We start from the raw sequence: 17,396 nt of genomic DNA, 5'->3' as shown, positions 1-17,396 counted from the left end.
TATGTCGGACGCGGTGACGGTCGCACCGGGCGCCAGTGGGAGACTGCCGCCTGTGAAGGCCCTTCTCCTGGAAAGCATCCACCCGTTCGCCGAGTCGATCCTGCGTGAGGCGGGCTTCGAGGTCGAGACCCGAACCGGGGCGCTCGACGAGCCCGAGCTGATCGACGCACTGCAGGGAGTCGACGTCGTCGGCATCCGCTCCAAGACCGAGATCACTCCCACGGTCCTGGAGAAGGCCGGCGGCCTGACCGCGATCGGTGCGTTCTGCATCGGCACCAACCAGATCGCGCTGGACGACGCAGCCACTCGCGGGATCGCGACGTTCAACGCGCCGTTCTCCAACACCCGCAGCGTCGTCGAGCTGGCGATCGCCGAAATCATCGCGATGGCACGGCGATTGACCGAGAAGGACAGCTCGCTGCACAAGGGCGTCTGGGACAAGAACTCCAAGGGGTCGCACGAGATCCGCGGCCGCAAGCTCGGCATCGTCGGCTACGGCAACATCGGCTCGCAGCTGTCCGTGGTCGCCGAGATGCTCGGCCTGCAGGTCTACTTCTACGACACTGACGACAAGCTGGCGATGGGCAACGCACACCGCTGCGGCAGCCTCGACGAGCTGCTGGAGACCGCCGAGGTCATCACGCTGCACGTCGACGGCCGGGCCGGCAACGCGGGCTTCTTCGGCGCCGAGCAGTTCGCGAAGATGCGCCCGCGGTCGTTGTTCCTCAACCTGTCCCGCGGCTTCGTCGTCGACTACGACTCGCTGCGCGAGAACCTCCTGTCCGGGCACATCGCCGGTGCCGCGGTCGACGTCTTCCCGACCGAGCCCAAGAAGCGCGGCGAGGCGTTCGAGTCGCCGCTGCAGGGCATCCCGAACGTCATCCTCACCCCGCACGTCGGCGGCTCCACCGAGGAGGCGCAGGAGGACATCGGCCGGTTCGTCGCCGGCAAGCTGCGCGACTACGTCGAGCGCGGCACGACGACACTGAGCGTCAATCTGCCCTCGCTCACTCTCGAGGAGCGGGCCGGCGCCGGCGAAGGCCGCCGCATCACGCACCTGCACCGCAACACCCCGGGTGTGCTGGCCAAGGTCAACAGCATCCTGGCCGAGCACGGTGTCAACATCGAGGGCCAGCTGCTCAACACCCGCGGCGAGAACGGCTACGTCGTCACCGACGTCGCACAACTGCCCGACGCCGCGATCACCGACCTGCGTGCGATGCCCGAGACGATCCAGCTGCGAATCATCGGCTGAAGGAAACCAAGCGGTCGGCGATCTCGCCGACGACCGCGTGCGACGTCGCGAGCGTCAACCGCAGGAATCCCGCTGTGCCGCAAGCGGATCCGTTGGTGCCGAGCACACCCGTGCGCTTGGCCACCTCGCCGGGACCGCCGTCGACGTCGCGCAGGTCCAGCCAGTGGATGTATGTCGCGGCCGGCGCCGTGTAGCCGATCGTCGGCGCCTGCGCCATACGCCCGGCGAACAGGTCGCGACCGCGCTGCAGGTAGTCGACGACGGCGTCCAGGTGAGCGACACCCTCGGCGCTGTATGCCGCTGTCGCCGCGACCGCGCCCACCGGGGAAGTGCCGTGCCGGACGACGAACGGCGAGTCGGTCCAGCGCCGCCGGTGCTCGGCCGAGGTCATGATCAGCTGCGCGCAGGCCAGGCCGGGCAGGTTCCAGCCCTTCGATGCCGAGACGGCCGTCACCGAGTGTGCCGCCGTGCGCTCGTCGAGCGAGGCGTAGGGGATGTGCTGATGCTCGGAATAGACCAGGGGAGAGTGGATCTCGTCCGCGAAGACGGTCGACCCGGTGCGCTCGACGACGTCCGCGATCTGCAGCAGCTCGTCGCGAGTGGCGACCTGGCCGGTCGGGTTGTGCGGGTTGATCAGCACCAGCAGCGCACCGCCCTCCAGGCTCGCGGCGAGCCGGTCGGGGTCGATCGTGAAGCGCCCGTCGACCTCGTCCATCGGCAGCGTGCGCAACTCGTTGCCGACAGCGCCGGGCAGCTCGAGGAACGGCATGTATGCCGGCGTCGGCAACACCACGGGCGTGCCGGCGTCGACCAGGTGCCCGAGCGTGAACGCGAAGGCGCCCAACACGTCCGGCAGCAACTGCACGTGCTCCGGATCGACCGGCCAACCGAACCGCCGCTGCTGGAACGCCGCACAGGCGGCCGCGGTGTCGGCACCGACGTGGCCCGGCAGGTAGCCGGTCAGGCCGCGGCCGACGGCTTCGGTGATGGCGTGCTGCACCGCGGGGGCCAGCGGGAGATCGGACTCGGCGATGAACGCGCCGAGCTGATCGCCACTGGTGGCCGACCACTTGACCGAGCCGCGTGCCCGCAGTTGCCCGACGTCGACCTGCTGCATCGCCGCATCGATCGCATCGATTTCGGCGTGCTGGTTCCCGCCTTGTTGTGTGTCCACCCTGCCGAGGCTAAACCCTGCGTCGGTCAGTCGAACTCGATCAGTCGAACTCGATCAGTCGAAGTCGATGTCTTCCTCGTCCGTCGGGTCGACATACGGCACGGCATACCCGCCGATGACCTGGATCCGCTCGTCCTCGGTGCCGTTCCAGGCCACGTGGAGGTCGTTGGCGGTGAACGCCTGCGCGATGCGTTCCCCGATCTGGACGGCGCCGGCGCCCGTCTCGTCGAAGACCCCGAAGGCCACCGAGAGTTGCTGCTGCAGGATCATCCGCTCCACGTCGGCAATGGTGCTGAAGCAGTAGCCGTGGATCGGAAACCCTTGTTGTGCCAGCGTGTTCGCGGCATGCGAGATCGCGGTGAGGGACTCCTGGACGTCACGGGCCTCGCCGAAGCCGAAGACGATCCCGCTCTCAGTCAGCTCGTCGAACGCCGTGATCAGGCCGTGCGCGGTCTGACTGGGGAAGTGCACCTGGGTGTTGTGATCCTGGATCAGCCACTCGACGACGTCCGGCACTGACTCCGCGGTGATGTCGGCCTCCCGCAGGGCGGCATCCTGGGTCACCTCCTCGAGCAGCAGATCCTCCAGCTCCTGCCGGGTGTCGGTGCCGATGCAGATGCGCATCATCACCCGTCCGAGGGCGGTGGTCGGGTCCGGCGGGAACGAGCCGGTGAAGTTGACGTCGGTGGGTAGGTCGGTCGGTAGGGTCGTAGCAGGCACGGACCCATGGTGCCAAACACTGGTCGGCAGGTGGACCGGTTCGTATTGCTTTGGTCTCGCTTCCGTATGGGCCTGGTGTATTGCCCGTCGGACGAGACGGCACGTCCCGTAGGCTGGACGGCGGTCTTTCCCTCCCCTTGTTCCCTTCTGCGACTTCGGAGTTGTCAAGAAAAGTGGCCCTCGCCGACATCACCCGAGACGATGTGCTCGCTGCACTACAAGAATGGCAGTCCCAAGGTCGCGAGTCCTTCCTGGCGGCATACGGATTCGCGCCCGACATCGATCACGTCCTGCACGAGGACGGTGCGGTCTATGACGCCACGGCCGTGGTGGCCGCGGCACACGGTTTCGCCCGGGCCGAGTTCGGTCCGTTGACGCCGGTCTCGATGCCGTCCGCCGACGCGGTGAGCGAGCACCTGGTCGGCCTCGGGTTCGAGGTGAAGCGTGCGCAGCGCGCCAATACCCCGAGCCCCGGGCGACAGCGCGACCTGCGGCGTTGGAAGGCGACCTACGAGCTGATCAAGGTCGCCGCCAACAACGACCCGGCAGCGCAAACCCTGTGGCACCAGGTCGATTCGCTGCGTGAAGAGCGGGTCGCGGAGGCTCGCGAGTTGCTGAGCACCCTCGCGGTGGGGCGCGACCTGCATGCGTTCGTCGAAGGCTTTGCGGTGTGGTCCCGGCGCCCCGGTCCCTTCGCCCAGCACGCGGCCAGCCTGCCCACCTGGCTCGGCCAATTGCGCAGCACCGCCGACGGATTCGAGCGTGACCTGGCCGATCTGCTCGTCGAGACGACCCAGACACCCCGCGACGACGACGAGGCCGCGTTGCGCATCCGCGCGCTGGAGGAATACACCGACGGCAAAGTCGACGGCTCGCGGGTGCCGACCGCACTGTCGGTCTTCTGGTCGACCGACGAGGGCGGCGCCTGGCCGACGCTGTGGCCCGGCGGTGCCGAGCCGTTCCAGACACTCGGCTGGATGGGCCGGCACCTGAGCCACTCCGAGCGCTACGTCGCGTTCGCCGAGTTGTGCCGCAGCTTCGAGCCCGACGACCCGCGACTGGCAGAGCGGCTGGTCGGTTACCTCGGGTCCAAGCAGTCGTTCGTCGGACTGGGCGCACCGCTGCCGGACATCTGCGAGGAAGCCGCCGAGCTGATCTCCGGATACAAGCCGGGGCTGGGTTACCCGGACGCCGACTCCGAAGCACGCGCGGCCGCGCTCGCGCTGCAGCTGCGCGGCGTGGCGACGCTGACCGTGCGCTCGCTGCACCAGCCACTGCGCGACGCCACCGGCCTGCGCCTGCAGGAGACCAACCTGCAGACGCGGACCGGGCAGTCCAAGGACGCGCCATACCGCGTGGACGCCCACGCGACCTGGGCGCTGCCCGGCGGCACCGGTGCACCGGGTTTCCGCCTCTGGGTCACCCGGTCGGGTGTTGCGGTCGGCCTGCACTCCGGCTGGGACGGCCCGGGGTCGGGTGCACGGCACGAGGAGATCGGCGGCGTCGTCCAGCAGCACCTGCCCGAGGGAATGCGCTTCTTCCACCTGCGGCAGACCAGCAGCCCCGACCGGGTCGAGCCGGTCGACCGCGAATACCCCGGCGGTGAGGTGTATGTCGGGCGCTGGTGGCCCCACCCGGAGTCCCTCGGCCGCGCCGACTTCGCCGACGACATCGTCGACACGGTCCGCCGGCTCGCGCCGCTGGTCGAGGTGATGTCCGGCAAGGAGCCGACACCGACCGGGCCGGTTGACCTCGACCTGCTCGCCCAGCTGGAGCGGTTCGTCGCCGAACGTCCCTACCCGGGCGACCGGGACAGCTGGCACCAGGAGCAGCGGCGCACGCTGGCCCAGGCACTGGAGCCGGCCGGCCTCGACGCCTTCGACATGGCGGCGTTCCGACGGTTGCTCAGCGGACGCGCCTACGGCCACCCCGGCACCCACTCGGTGCTGCAGGCGAGCCTGTCCACGATGGACGCCGCGAGCCTGGACAACTTCGCGCGCTCGCTGAAGGAGCTGCTGTGGGGTGACGGTGACGACGTCGCCCGCATCGAGCACATCCTCGGCGACGGCATGCCCGCGCCCGGCCTCGGCGAGGCCGTGGTGATGAAGCTGATGTCGATCGCGCACCCGGGCCGCTACCTGCCGATCCACTCGCTCGGCGGTGCGGACGGCAAGATCGCCGTCGCGCGTGCGATCGGTGTCGAGCTGCCGAAGATCGACAGCCCGAATCGCGCCCGGCTGCATGTGGTGATCAACGACCGGCTGCGTGCCCGCCTGGAGCCGCTGTTGCCCGGGGACCCTTGGGGTCAGGTGCAATTCGCGCTCTGGATGCTGCACAAGAGCGAGTCGGTCGCCGACCCCGAACGCGACCTGATCGCCGAGGCCGCGGCCGAGCTGCTCGTCGACGAGGACTTCCTGCGCGAGGTGCACGGCCTGCTGGAGGACAAGAAGCAGATCATCTTCTACGGCCCGCCCGGCACCGGCAAGACCTACCTCGCACAGCGGCTGGCCGCCGCACTGCAGCCGGACTCCACCAAGCGGCAGGTCGTGCAGTTCCACCCCTCGACGTCCTACGAGGACTTCTTCGAGGGCTTCCGGCCTCGACTGGACGCCGACGGCCAGATGGTCTACGAGCTGCGCAAGGGCCCGCTGGCCGTGCTGGCCGAGGCCGCCGAGGCCGACCCGACGACGCCGCACATCATGCTGATCGACGAGATCAACCGCGCCAACCTGCCGCGCGTCTTCGGTGAGTTGCTCTACCTGCTCGAATACCGCTCGCAGTCGGTCATGACGTCATACCGACCGGACGAGGGCTTCGAGCTGCCGCCGAACCTCTACTTCATCGGCACCATGAACACCGCGGACCGGTCGATCGCGCTGGTCGACGCGGCGCTGCGGCGGCGCTTCCACTTCGTGCCGTTCATGCCGCACGAGGGGCCGATGGAGGGACTGCTGCGCCGCTGGCTCGAAGCACACAACGGCCCGGTGTGGGTCGCCGGCATCGTCGACCTGGTCAACGACGAGTTGCGGCGTGCGCTGCGCGGTCCGCACCTGCAGATCGGGCACAGCCACTTCATGGTCGAAGGGCTGACCGACGCTGCGCTGCAACGGATTTGGACCTACAGCATTTATCCGTTCATCGAGGACCAGTTCTACGGTCGCGAGGACGTGCTGCGCACCTTCACCTGGCAGAGCGTGCTGGAGCGGCACGGGCACAAGGCCCGTGCGGCCGCCGGTGAGGAGCCGCCGCCCGCGGCCAACCCGTCGGCATGAACCAGATCGTCCTGCGCGAGCACGGCGAGAGCGCACCGATCCGGCTGTCGTCCGCCGCACGCTCGGCACTGCTGGAGGCCGCGGCCGACAAGATCACGATCGTCGCGACCGCCGACCCCGAGCGGGTGATCCTGCGGACCGGCTCCTGGGTCGGCGCGCTCGCAGTGCCCGACTGCACCATCCGGGTCGAGCCCGGCGCACCGATGGAGAACCTCTTCACGATGTTCTCCGCCGGGCTGCCGTCGGACGCGTGGGGGAGTGACGCGGTCGGCTGGGCCGGTGACAGCGAACTCGTCGACGGTGTGGCGGCGTTCCTGCTGCGCGCGATCGACAACGCGACGCGGCGCGGGTTGCTGCACGGTTACGTGACGTTGGAGGAGGACACCAGCGTCATACGGGGACGGCTGCTGGTCGACCAACTCGCGACCCGGCCCTGGGCAGCCGCGACACCACCGTGCCGGTATGACGAGTTCACCCCGGACATCGTCGAGAACCGCCTGCTGCTGTGCGCCGTCCGGCAGGTGCTCACCTGGCCGGACCTGCCACCGCTGGTGCGACGGGACGGCCTGCGGCTGGTGCAGCGCTTCGAAGGCGTGCGGCTGACGAACCCGGACGAGCACCGTGGCGACATACCGATCACCCGCCTGAACGAGCACTACGAGCCGGCGCTCGACTTGGCCCGAAAAGCGTTGGACGGCATCACGATTCGGCACTTGGAAGGCTCGCAGACAGCCCACGCCTTCATGGTCGACATGGACGATCTGTTCCGCCGGTGGATCACCGTGGAGCTGAGCAACCGGCTGTGGCCGGAGATCAGTCTGGAGGAGCGCCCGCAATACGCGCTCGACGTGCACGACCAGTGGCACTTCACCCCAGACCTGTTGCTGCGCCGCGACCTGCAACCGGTGCTGGTCGGCAACGTTGCCTACCACCTGGCCGCCGACCGCCGCAGCGGGTCGGACTTCTACCCCCTGCTGACCTACGCGTCCGCGCTCGGGCTCGAAGCCGGGCTGCTGATATACGCGCACGCCGATGAGCCACCGGCCCCGGAGGTCGTGGTGCGCAGCATCGGCACCCGCCTGTTGTGTGTGCCGCTACGACTCAACGTCCCGGCGGCGCGGCTCGCCGGCTCCCTGGACACCCTGGCCGAACTGGTGCGGGTGGTGTCCTACCCGCGGCAGCCGTCCTTCGCGCGCTGACCATCCGCCCCGGGGACAGGTCGGCTCGGCATACTGGGAGGTGTGTTGGCCAAACTCGTCCTGGTGCTGCTGATCATCATCGTCGGCTCGTTCATCTGGTATTTCGTCAAGGGCAAGGTCTCGAACACCCACCAGCAGGTGCGTGATCGGGCGATCGAGGGCAACTTCGGCCGGGCGATCGCGGCCGGCCCGGCCACCAAGCACCTGGCGATGATGGGTCGCACGCTCACGCTGGGGGCCGACCCGACCCGTGCGGGCGAACTCATCGTCCACGTTGCGCAGTCCGACGATCGGGTCACCGACGTGCGCTCGGAGGAGGGCGCGGTCGTCATACAGATCGACGGGTCCTATCCACAGGCACGCGCGCAGCTGATGCCCGATCGCACCGTCATCGGAGTGGACGCAATGACCTGGGAGATGGGGTTCCCACAGGGGGCCGCTGTCTGGGACCGGATCGCGACGGCGATCAGCCAGGCCGCGACCCACCAGGGGATCCCGGTCGGGGAAGGCGCACGCGAGTTCGCCAAGGACGAGTCAGCATCCGGCAAACCGGAGTTGTGGACCGTTCGCGTACCCTGAGCCAGCGCGGGTATGCCGGCGGCCTCGCCGGGCGCATCATCGAGGAGAAGATTCAGGGACATGACGCACACCGCATTCCGCCGCGTGGCGCTCGGCGCCGCTCCGGTCATGCTGATCGCCGGCGCGTTGGCCGGCTGCAACAACGACGGCGCGCCCGAGGTGCAGGCGCCGCCGGCGACGTCGGGAGCTTCGTCGGACGGGTCGAGCAACTCGGCGGCCGAGCCGACCGCGCCGTCGACCGGCCAGAGCACCGACGAGCCGGTGCCCACCGACACCGGAGTGCCGACGGTGTCTCAGGCGCCGTCGTCGTCCTCGGCCACGGGGGACAAGTCGAAGGTCTGCACCGAGCAGGAGGACTTCCTCACCCCGGGCGTCGTGGCACCGAGCACGAAGAAGGCGAAGTGGGGCAAGCCGCTGGACCTGAAGCAGAAGTACAGCGGTGTCGTGACGGTCACCCCGCACAAGCCGAAGGCCAAGAAGCCGGGCTCGGACGACCTCTTCGGCCCCGACGAGGGGCAGACCAACCTGCTGGTCAAGGTCGACGTGAAATACAAGTCCGGCAAGAGCAGCCTCATCGCCGGCATCTATTTCACTCTGCGGGACCAGAAGAACAACCTGTGTGACTTCAACTCGCTGACCCAGGCGATCCCGAAGCAGCAGCAGTTCGACGACGCGACCTTGAGCAAGACCAGCAAGACCTACTCCGGCACGCTGGTCTTCACGGTGCCGGAGGGTCAGGACTACTCGAAATACACGTTGCTCTACCGGCCGGGCACCTACAGCGAGGGCTCCGACGCCTCGGTTGCGTGGACCAAGTGAACCGCAGGCGAGAGCAGGGTCGAGCACGCGGTCTGCGTGCTGCCGCCGTCGTCCTGCCCGGACTGCTCGTCATCGGTATGACGGCCGGTTGCGGCACCGACGAGGCGCCGACTGCGAAGGCTCCGACTGCGACGTCTCCGAGCAACCCTCCGTCCGCCGCGACCAGCGCTGCACCGTCCTCGGGAGCAGCAGCGTCCGGCGCGGTGCCAACGGTGGCAACCGCGCCCAGCACACCCGCCGGACCCGACCCGTCGAAGGTGTGCACCTCGGATGCGGACGACGACTCGATGGCGCACGGGGTGGGCAAGAAGACCCAGCACGGGCCGTGGGGCAAGGCGTTGCGGTTGGACGTTCCCTACGCGGGAACGCTGAAATTGACAGCCGCGAAGCCGACGAGCAAGAAGCGGCACCCGTCCAACACGTACGGGCCCAAGGCCGGCCAGGCCTACCTCCTGGTCAAGATCTCGGAGAAGTACGTCTCCGGTAAGGCGAGCACCGTGGCCGACGGGTTCGTGTTGCGCGACCCGAAGGGCAACATGTGCGACCCGGCCTCGCCGACCGGGATCGACGGCGTCGTCCCGCAGCAGCAGGTGTTCGCCGGCAACACGATCAGCAAGTCCACCAAGACCTACTCCGGGACGCTGGTGTTCATCGTCCCGGCCGGCCAGGACTATTCGAAGTTCTCGCTGCTCTACCCACAGGTGGATGCGACGGGCAAGAACCCGGACGCTGCGCTCGCGTGGACTTCCTGACGACTGCATCCGACGCGGGTATGGCGCTCAGCCCCGCCGACCTCGAGCGCCGCAGCCGGCTGCGGAAAATGCGGCTGGTCGCCACGTCGCTGCTGGTCGTTGCGGCGATCGTCTTCGTCGTGACCCACGGACACGACGGGGTGTGGGGTTATGTGAACGCCGCATCGGAGGCCGCAATGGTCGGTGCTGTCGCCGACTGGTTCGCGGTCACTGCGCTCTTCCGGCACCCGCTGGGTCTGAAGGTGCCGCACACGGCGATCATCCCCGAGCGCAAGGACAGCATCGGGCACAGTCTCGAGGACTTCGTCACCGACAATTTCCTGACGGCCGAGAACGTCCAGCAGCGGCTCGCGACCGCGCAGGTGCCGCTGCGCGTCGGCCGGTGGCTGGCCGAGCCGGCGAACGCGCGCCGCGTGGTGACCGAGTCCGCGCCGTCGCTCGCCAAGGGCATCGACTCGATCAGCGACGCCGAGATCGGTGACTTCCTCGGCCGGGTGCTGCTGCCCCGGCTGGCCCGCGAGCCGGTGTCACCGATCTTGGGCAGCCTCCTCGAGGGCGTGGTCAAGGACGACTCGCACCGCCAGGTCGTCGACCTGGTCGTGCGGGAGTTGCACGACTGGGTCCGCGACAACGAGGCGACGGTGACCTCGCTGATCGGCAGCCGCGCGCCGTGGTGGTCACCCCGCTGGCTGGACGACACGGTCGCCGCGCGGCTGCACGTCGAGCTGGTCCGGTGGCTGGCCGACATACGTGACACACCCGACCATCAGGTGCGGGTCGCGGTCGACGACCTGCTCGCCAAACTTGCCGACAACCTGCAGAACGACCCGGCCACGATGGAGCGCGCCGAGCAGCTCAAGGTCCGGGTGTTGTCGCACCCGTCGGTGGGTGACTCATTGGTCGGGATGTGGCAGTCGGTCAAGCGGGTCCTGGTGGAGTCGCTCGAGGATCCCGAGAGCGACCTGCGGGCGCGACTCGTGCGCGCATTGACCGATCTCGGCGGGCGACTCGTCTCCGACGATGACCTGAGGGCATCGATCGATCGCCGGCTCGGTGAGGTCACCGGGCACGTCGTGACGACATACGGCCACGAGATCTCGACGGTGATCTCGCAGACCATCGAGCGCTGGGACGGCGACGAGGCCTCCAAGCGGATCGAGTTGCACGTCGGGCGCGACCTGCAGTTCATCCGGATCAACGGCACCGTCGTCGGTGGGCTGGTCGGTCTGGTGATCTACTCGTTGGCGCAGTTGCTCTGATCGACCCGCTCAGGAAGTTGCGCCGGCAGCGCGTGTCAGCCGTCGGGCGTCGACGGTGGTGGGCGTGGGTCGAACCGGACGAGCGACAGGTGGAGCTTGTCGTTGGTGGGTCCGGCATACGGCGCCCAGCGCGCTGGGTGGTGTGGGTCGGACTTGGATGTGTCGGTGCTCGATCTAGCCGTGCTCGATCTGCCGGGTGGCGGATAGGTGCGGTAGTCGGGGCCGATCCGGGTGCCGTCGCGGGCGGTGAAGGTGACGCCGTCGGGTCTGGTCGGGTCGCCGACCATGACGAAGGTGCCTCGGTGGTGCTCGTCATGGTGGAACGGGCAGAGCATGATCATCCGCTCGGCGTCGGTGCGGCCGCCGTTGATCCAGTGGTCGAGGTGGTGGCACTCCAGGTGGTGCAGTGTCAGGCAGCCGGGGAACCGGCAGCCGCGATCTCGATCCTCCAGGAGGCGTCGGGTGCGGGCGGGCACGATGCGCTGGGCGCGGCCGACGTTGACCGGCTTGCCCTCGGTCTCCCAGACCGGTTGGATCACGCCGTCGCACAACACCCGGTCGCGCAGGTTGGGTGGCAGCGCCGACTGCTTGTGCAGCCAGCCGTTGCCTTTGGTGTCCAGGTGCAGGTAGACGCGGTAGCGGCTCGCGCGTGAATGTCCCAAGGGTGCGCCGTCGTCGAGGGAGCGTTGTGCCATCAGGCTCATTGCCTCGCCGAACGACACACCGCCGTGGGTCCTGCTCGCATCGGCCGAACCCTCCCCGCAAGCGGCCGCTCCGGTCGGACGGGGCTCGCTCATCGATCTGGTGTGCAGGTGGAACAAGCTGTCCTTTGCCTCCAGCAGTGCCTGCTCGACGAGCGCACCGATGTCGGCGGGTGCGTCGTAGGTGAGCTGGAATCGGCCGCCGGCATAACGCATCTGCAGACGTGGCGGTGCGGCGGTCGGGTCGAAGGCTCCGGGCGCGGCCGACTGGGCTGCGTCGGTGGCCTCCTCGACCCGGTCGGCGTCGTCGGCCGCGTCGCCGGGCAGGAATGCGCTGCTGTCGTCCTGCTCGGTAGCCTCCTCGGCGGCAGGTTCGGCGGAAGAGTCGTCGTTACTGTCTTCGTCGTTACTGTCCTCGTCGCCACTGTCCTCGTCGGCGGTCGTGGCGTCGGCGTTGAATTGGTAGCGGCACAACGCCCGGCGGAGCTGGGTCACTGTCGTGTATGACGCGAACTCTGCCACGTCGGCGTCATAGGCAGCGGGCGTGTGTTTGGCGATGACCGCGGCGAGTCCGAGTGTCAGCCGGCCGTCTTCGAGGAGGCGTTGCATTGTCGGCAGCTCGGCGCAACGCTCCGCGATGCGCACCACGTCGTGGGCCGAGGACCAGGTCAGTCCGGCATACGCCGTCAGCCACTGCTCCGGTGACCGGAAACCGACGCCGCACCACAACTCCTCGGCCAGGACGTGGCGCATCAACGCGATTAACCGGGTGTGCCCGTTGTTGAGCTGGGCCCCGATGATCGCCAACTCCTCACGCGCGGCGGACATCGACCGTTGACCGGACGGCTCGAAGGTGGACGCGACGGAGTCCCGGCCGTGGCCGGAGTCAGCGGCCATCGACGACGGAACCGTCATGCGCTCTTCGATCATGTGTCCAGTAGAACATCGAGCACCGACAAAGGTCGGTTTTCCCCGGAATTCTGCGGAAGATGGGTCCTTTCCCGCCGTGGTTCGTAGGTCGATCTTGTGCCCAATTGCGCAGATCGACGATCTTGCGCAGATCGGACGTCCCTGGCGGTTGCGACAAAGCCGGAGGCGGTGGGTGCGAGCATGGACGTGTGGCTGATGCGGTGATCGACATACGACCTCTGGTGCCGGCCGATCGTGAAGCGGTGCTCGGGTTGGCCGATCGGTTGACGATCGGTGTCGCAGAATGGCGCTCGCGAGAGCGAGTGCTCGCCGCGGTGCGGGCATGGGTCTGCGATGCGGTCGAGCACTGCGGCACCCGGGACGGCCGGTGTGACCGGGCGCTGTTCGTTGCCGCGGATGATGCCACCGTTGTGGGATTCGTCTCGGTCAGTGAAGACGTGCACTGGTCGGGTGATACCGATGCATACATCGGTGAGCTCGTCGTTGCTCCTGACCGCGAAAAGCAAGGCATCGGAAGCGAACTCGTTGCGGCGGCGGAGGTCTGGGCGGCGTCACGCGGACTCGCCCGAATCCGCCTGGCCACCGGCGCGGCCAATATCGGCGCGCTGTCGTTGTATGCCGAGCTGGGTTACCGGCACGAGGACGTGACGCTCAGCAAGCCTGTTTCGGGCCGAGAGGGCCCGGAGCGCTGACCGCGCGGTGCGCGGCGACCGCCGAGAGCAGCAGCGCGCCCGCGAGCAGGAGGTAAGCGACCAGGAAGGATGAGTCGCCGCTGCCGCCGCTGATCAGCACGCCACCGACGGCGCCGCCGGTGAGGCTGCCGAACGACTCGGTGGAGATCGCAGCCGCGGCCGCCCGCTCCTCGCTGAAGCCGGCGGTCGGCGTCGTCGCCGCCAGATAGGTGGACGGATAGAAGATGCCGACGCCGATACCGCTGAGCAGCCAGCACACACCGCCGACCGGCCAGGGCGCGCCGAGGCTGCCGGCGACGCACGTCCCACCGACACAGATCGCCACCAGAAGCATCGCCGCACCGGGAGATACGTTGCCCAGCAAGGGAATTCGGGTGAGAGCCACACTCGTGACGCCCCACGCCGCGGAGGCCGTTCCGAGCACGATCCCGGCGACGGCGAGGGTGGCGCCATACACATCGGTGAACAGCAGGGTGAGCAGCTCGCTGGCGCCGAAATAGCCGAGTCCGAAGAGCGTGAGACCGAGCAGTGCCGCGGGTGGTCCACGTCGCGCGCTCAGTGTCCCCGGCGGCATCAGTGATCGGAATCCGGCGCCGGCGACGAGCAGGAAGCACCAGCGCAGCGGTCCGCCCTCGAGGAGGAGGAAGCCGGCAATGCCGAGTGGTACCAACAGGGTTCGCGCCTGTGGGCGACGTGCTGCCGCGGGTTGCACCGGTGGCACGCTGCGGAAGATGACCACTTGCGCGGCCACGACGAACGGCACCGGCAGCAGGAGGGTCCACCGCCAGCCGATCAGGTGCTCGGCCAGCACGATCAGCGGGGGAGCGACCAGTCCCGGCAGGATCCACATCGCCGAGGACAGGGCGATCACGGTCCGGCGCGTCGAGTCCTGCAGGTGCCGCACCGCGGCGCTCACCCCGAACACCGCGAGCAGCCCGCCGGCGAACCCTGCGATCAGCCGCCCGCCGGCAAAGAGCCACACGTCGCTCGAGATCGCCGAGAGGACCCCGCCCAGGACGGTCAGCGTGGCGCCGGCGATGAGCGTCCGGACGGAGCCGAGCGCAGCGAGCAACTGGTCGGCGAGCGGGAGCGCGAGGAACAACCCGATCGCGCTGCCGCTGACCACGACTCCGACGCGGCGTCCGGCGTCGAATTCGTCGACCACCACTGGCAACAACGTGGCCGCGACGAAGGTCGTCACCGCAGCCATGAACTCCAGCAGCACGACGCTCGCACCGAGGACCTGAGCCGCTCGCCCCGTCAGCAGGGCGTCCTGCTGACGAGTCACTGCGCTGCGGCGTGCACCTGGATCTGCTGACCGTCCGGGTCGACGATGGTGACGAAATCACCGACTTCGGACTTCTCGAGCTGCGCCTGCGCGCCGACGGATGTCGCCCGCCGCACGATTTCGGGCAGGGGAGTGGCCGTCTGGAACGTCAGTTGTATGGCGAAAGGGCCTGGCACGATGGGGAGTTCGTCCGAATAGATGTAGTGCAGCCCGACCGAGCCACCGGCGTCCGGGAGCTCCAACTGGGTGAAGTAGCGGCTCGCCTCGCCGGCCACGGTGAAGCCGAGCGACTCCAGCAGCCGACGGTCGGATGTCTGGTCGTCGACGAAACGGATCGGCGTGACGCGCAGGTCACCCGTGTCCGGTCCGGCCGAGACTCCGGTGCTGGTGTAGCCGTAGAGGTCCTCGGAGCGGCCGTTGATGGTCATCTCCTCGCCGTTGACGGTGATCGAGATTGCCCGGCCGTAGGCCTCGTCATACACCATCGACTCGGCGGGGTGTTCGTCGTTGCCGAAGCCCTGCTCGGTGAGCCGGTGCGCGACAGCGTCCAGGTCGTCCGCCTCGAAACACAGGGTGGTCTGGCCCTGCGTGGCACCCGATGTCGCACCGGATGCGCTGTGCAGCGCGACCGTGCCGGCGCGGCCGGCGAGCACGACCCAGCCACCCTTGTCACTGGTGATGCTGACTGACATCCCGAGCGCGCTGAGCAGGCGGGTCATCTCGTCGATGTTGTCGGTGAAGCGCAGGGGCTGCACGGTGAGGGTCATCGGGTCTCTCCTTGGTCGAGGTAGTCGCGCAGTGCCTGCTCGACGAGCACAGACAGGCTCAATCCGTCGTCGATCGCGCGGTGCTTCACCTCGCGGATCACGTCGGTCGGTAGATAGACGTTGAACTGCGTCTTCGTCTTCGCGGACGCTTTATCACTTGCTTGCATGCTAGCAATATAGAAAGATGGCAATCCGGTCGTCAAGACCTCCCGCGCCGGATCGGCCACGCATAACGCGGCAAGGAGTCCACAGTTAGAGACGGTTATGTATCAACGGGTGGGCAGAGCTACCATCACGAGCAGGTCATGAGTGTCAGCGATTAGGCCCCGGCTCGCTGGCCGGCAACCCTCCTCCGCGGTGGGGTGCCCCGGGTGAGGACCAGGCCACCGGTGCGGATCGCCGTGTGGCAAGCGCGGACATCACGAACGTGGGTCCGCCGCCGAGGGCGGCTGTCGTCCCCGGCGAACCTTTTGCACGGAAGGTCATGATGAGCACCGACGCCACCCCCAACTGGTCCTTCGAGACGCGGCAGATTCACGCCGGACAGAGTGCCGACCCGACGACCGGCTCGCTCGCGCTGCCGATCTACCAGACCACGTCCTACCAGTTCAACGACGCCGACCACGCGGCAAACCTGTTCGGACTCAAGGAGTTCGGCAACATCTACACCCGCCTGATGAACCCCACGACCGACGTGGCCGAGAAGCGCATCGCGGACCTCGAGGGCGGCGTCGGCGCACTGCTGGTCGCCTCCGGACAGGCGGCCACCACGCTGGCGATCCTCAATGTCGCCGGCGCCGGCGACCACATCGTCGCCAGCCCGAGCCTGTATGGCGGCACGTTCAACCTGCTGAAGCACACGCTGGCCAACCTCGGCATCGAGACGACCTTCGTCGAGGACCGCACGGATGCGGCCGGCTGGGAGGCGGCGTTCCGGCCCAACACCAAGCTGGTCTTCGCCGAGACGGTGTCCAACCCGAAGTCCGAGGTCCTGGACATCGAGTTGGTCGCCGGCATCGCGCACGAGCATGGTGTGCCGCTCTTCGTGGACAACACGATCGCGACACCATTTGTGCTGCGCCCGATCGAGCACGGTGCGGATGTCGTGATCCACTCGGCGACGAAATACCTTGGCGGTCATGGCAACTCGATCGCCGGTGTCCTTGTCGACAGCGGCAACTTCGACTACGCCAAGGACCCGGAGAAGTTCCCCGGCTTCAACACCCCGGACGAGGCGTACCACGGCCTGGTCTACGCGCGCGACCTCGGTGTCGGCAGCGACCTGGGTGCCAACCTCGCCTTCATTCTCAAGGCGCGGGTGCAGGGGTTGCGTGACCTCGGCTCCGCGGTCTCGCCGTTCAACGCGTTCCTCATCGAGCAGGGCATCGAGACGCTGAGCCTGCGCGTCGAGCGGCACGTGTCCAACGCGCGCAAGGTCGCCGAGTGGCTGCAGGACCACGAGCAGGTCGAGTCGGTCCGCTGGGCCTCGCTGCCGGGCAACGAATACTACGAGTTGGCGCAGAAATACACGCCGCTCGGCGCCGGTGCGGTGCTCGCGTTCGAGATCAAGGGCGGAGTCGACGCGGGCCGGAAGTTCGTCGAGGCGCTGAGCCTGCACTCCCACGTCGCCAACATCGGTGACGTGCGCTCGCTGGCGATCCACCCCGCATCGACGACCCACTCGCAGGGCCCCGACGAGGACCGCCTCGCGGCGGGTGTGACGCCGGGTCTCGTGCGCCTGTCGGTCGGCATCGAGCACATCGACGACATCATCGCCGACCTGGAGCAGGGCTTCACCGCGGCGAAGGTCTGACGGTGCGCCGCTGATCGAGCGGCATACCTCCGCATTGAGCGGCATACGGATTCACCCCGAATCCGTATGCCGCTCAATGCTTTTGTACGCCGGTCAATATGGGTGGGTCGGAAAATCGGTTGACCGGCATACGTCGCGACCGGGATCTTGGTCGCACACGTCACCGGCGGCATCCG

Annotated in this window: 15 protein-coding genes and 1 riboswitch; of the genes, 9 read left to right on the top strand and 6 right to left on the bottom strand. The window is 68.2% G+C overall.

The annotated features are described in order from the left end of the window. Positions 1-52: 52 nt before the first annotated feature. Entirely contained in the window at positions 53-1,255 is a 1,203-nt protein-coding gene (gene serA, locus ACSZL9_RS04280) for a phosphoglycerate dehydrogenase (RefSeq protein ID WP_446664231.1), read from the top strand. Here the strand turns inward: serA and ACSZL9_RS04275 are convergent. Further along, positions 1,245-2,429 (bottom strand): aminotransferase class I/II-fold pyridoxal phosphate-dependent enzyme, encoded by a 1,185-nt coding sequence (locus ACSZL9_RS04275; RefSeq protein ID WP_446664230.1) that lies wholly within the window; start codon positions 2,427-2,429, stop codon positions 1,245-1,247. The two genes, serA and ACSZL9_RS04275, sit on opposite strands and share 11 nt — an antisense overlap. A 54-nt stretch (positions 2,430-2,483) precedes the next feature. Then, on the bottom strand, positions 2,484-3,149 hold the full coding sequence (locus tag ACSZL9_RS04270; RefSeq protein WP_446664229.1) for a DUF6891 domain-containing protein: 666 nt from the start codon (positions 3,147-3,149) through the stop codon (positions 2,484-2,486). Between the two features lie 173 nt (positions 3,150-3,322). Here ACSZL9_RS04270 and ACSZL9_RS04265 point away from each other — a divergent pair, with 173 nt between their 5' ends. The 6 genes from ACSZL9_RS04265 to ACSZL9_RS04240 are packed head-to-tail and all read left to right on the top strand — an operon-like array spanning position 3,323 to position 11,029. Beyond that, positions 3,323-6,421 (top strand): McrB family protein, encoded by a 3,099-nt coding sequence (locus ACSZL9_RS04265; protein WP_446664228.1) that lies wholly within the window; start codon positions 3,323-3,325, stop codon positions 6,419-6,421. After that, positions 6,418-7,620, top strand: coding sequence for an McrC family protein (locus ACSZL9_RS04260; RefSeq protein WP_446664227.1), 1,203 nt, complete (start codon positions 6,418-6,420; stop codon positions 7,618-7,620). Before ACSZL9_RS04265 ends, ACSZL9_RS04260 begins: the two co-directional genes overlap by 4 nt. Positions 7,621-7,662: 42 nt before the next feature. After that, entirely contained in the window at positions 7,663-8,199 is a 537-nt protein-coding gene (locus tag ACSZL9_RS04255; protein ID WP_446664226.1) for a hypothetical protein, read from the top strand. Positions 8,200-8,259: 60 nt separating this feature from the next. Beyond that, a complete protein-coding gene (locus ACSZL9_RS04250; RefSeq protein ID WP_446664225.1) occupies positions 8,260-9,018 on the top strand; it encodes a DUF4352 domain-containing protein in 759 nt (252 codons plus the stop codon). Then, positions 9,015-9,770 carry a hypothetical protein gene (locus ACSZL9_RS04245; RefSeq protein WP_446664224.1) on the top strand — a complete coding sequence of 252 codons (756 nt, stop codon included), beginning with the start codon at positions 9,015-9,017 and terminating at the stop codon, positions 9,768-9,770. Before ACSZL9_RS04250 ends, ACSZL9_RS04245 begins: the two co-directional genes overlap by 4 nt. Beyond that, entirely contained in the window at positions 9,758-11,029 is a 1,272-nt protein-coding gene (locus ACSZL9_RS04240; RefSeq protein ID WP_446664223.1) for a DUF445 domain-containing protein, read from the top strand. The genes ACSZL9_RS04245 and ACSZL9_RS04240 overlap by 13 nt, the downstream gene beginning before the upstream one ends. Positions 11,030-11,064: 35 nt before the next feature. Here ACSZL9_RS04240 and ACSZL9_RS04235 read toward each other — a convergent pair whose 3' ends face one another. Then, positions 11,065-12,660: an HNH endonuclease signature motif containing protein gene (locus ACSZL9_RS04235; RefSeq protein WP_446664222.1), complete on the bottom strand. Its 1,596-nt coding sequence runs from the start codon at positions 12,658-12,660 to the stop codon at positions 11,065-11,067. 188 nt (positions 12,661-12,848) lie between these two features. Between ACSZL9_RS04235 and ACSZL9_RS04230 the strand changes: the two genes are divergently transcribed. Further along, positions 12,849-13,352, top strand: a complete 504-nt coding sequence (locus tag ACSZL9_RS04230; protein ID WP_446664221.1) for an N-acetyltransferase family protein — start codon at positions 12,849-12,851, stop codon at positions 13,350-13,352. Here the strand turns inward: ACSZL9_RS04230 and ACSZL9_RS04225 are convergent. The 3 genes from ACSZL9_RS04225 to ACSZL9_RS04215 are packed head-to-tail and all read right to left on the bottom strand — an operon-like array spanning position 13,312 to position 15,574. Beyond that, entirely contained in the window at positions 13,312-14,640 is a 1,329-nt protein-coding gene (locus ACSZL9_RS04225) for an MFS transporter (protein ID WP_446664220.1), read from the bottom strand. The two genes, ACSZL9_RS04230 and ACSZL9_RS04225, sit on opposite strands and share 41 nt — an antisense overlap. Next, a complete protein-coding gene (locus ACSZL9_RS04220) occupies positions 14,637-15,407 on the bottom strand; it encodes a VOC family protein (RefSeq protein WP_446664219.1) in 771 nt (256 codons plus the stop codon). The genes ACSZL9_RS04225 and ACSZL9_RS04220 overlap by 4 nt, the downstream gene beginning before the upstream one ends. Next, positions 15,404-15,574 (bottom strand): ribbon-helix-helix domain-containing protein, encoded by a 171-nt coding sequence (locus ACSZL9_RS04215; protein WP_446664218.1) that lies wholly within the window; start codon positions 15,572-15,574, stop codon positions 15,404-15,406. Before ACSZL9_RS04215 ends, ACSZL9_RS04220 begins: the two co-directional genes overlap by 4 nt. A gap of 134 nt (positions 15,575-15,708) precedes the next feature. Next, a riboswitch (SAM riboswitch) is annotated at positions 15,709-15,826 on the top strand. A gap of 68 nt (positions 15,827-15,894) precedes the next feature. Here ACSZL9_RS04215 and ACSZL9_RS04210 point away from each other — a divergent pair. Then, entirely contained in the window at positions 15,895-17,220 is a 1,326-nt protein-coding gene (locus ACSZL9_RS04210) for a bifunctional o-acetylhomoserine/o-acetylserine sulfhydrylase (protein WP_446664217.1), read from the top strand. The last annotated feature ends 176 nt before the right edge of the window (positions 17,221-17,396 follow it).

It is taken from the genome of Flexivirga sp. B27 (assembly GCF_052905685.1).
The sequence above is the reverse complement of the archived record's forward strand: the minus strand, read 5'-3'. Positions and strand labels throughout refer to the sequence as shown.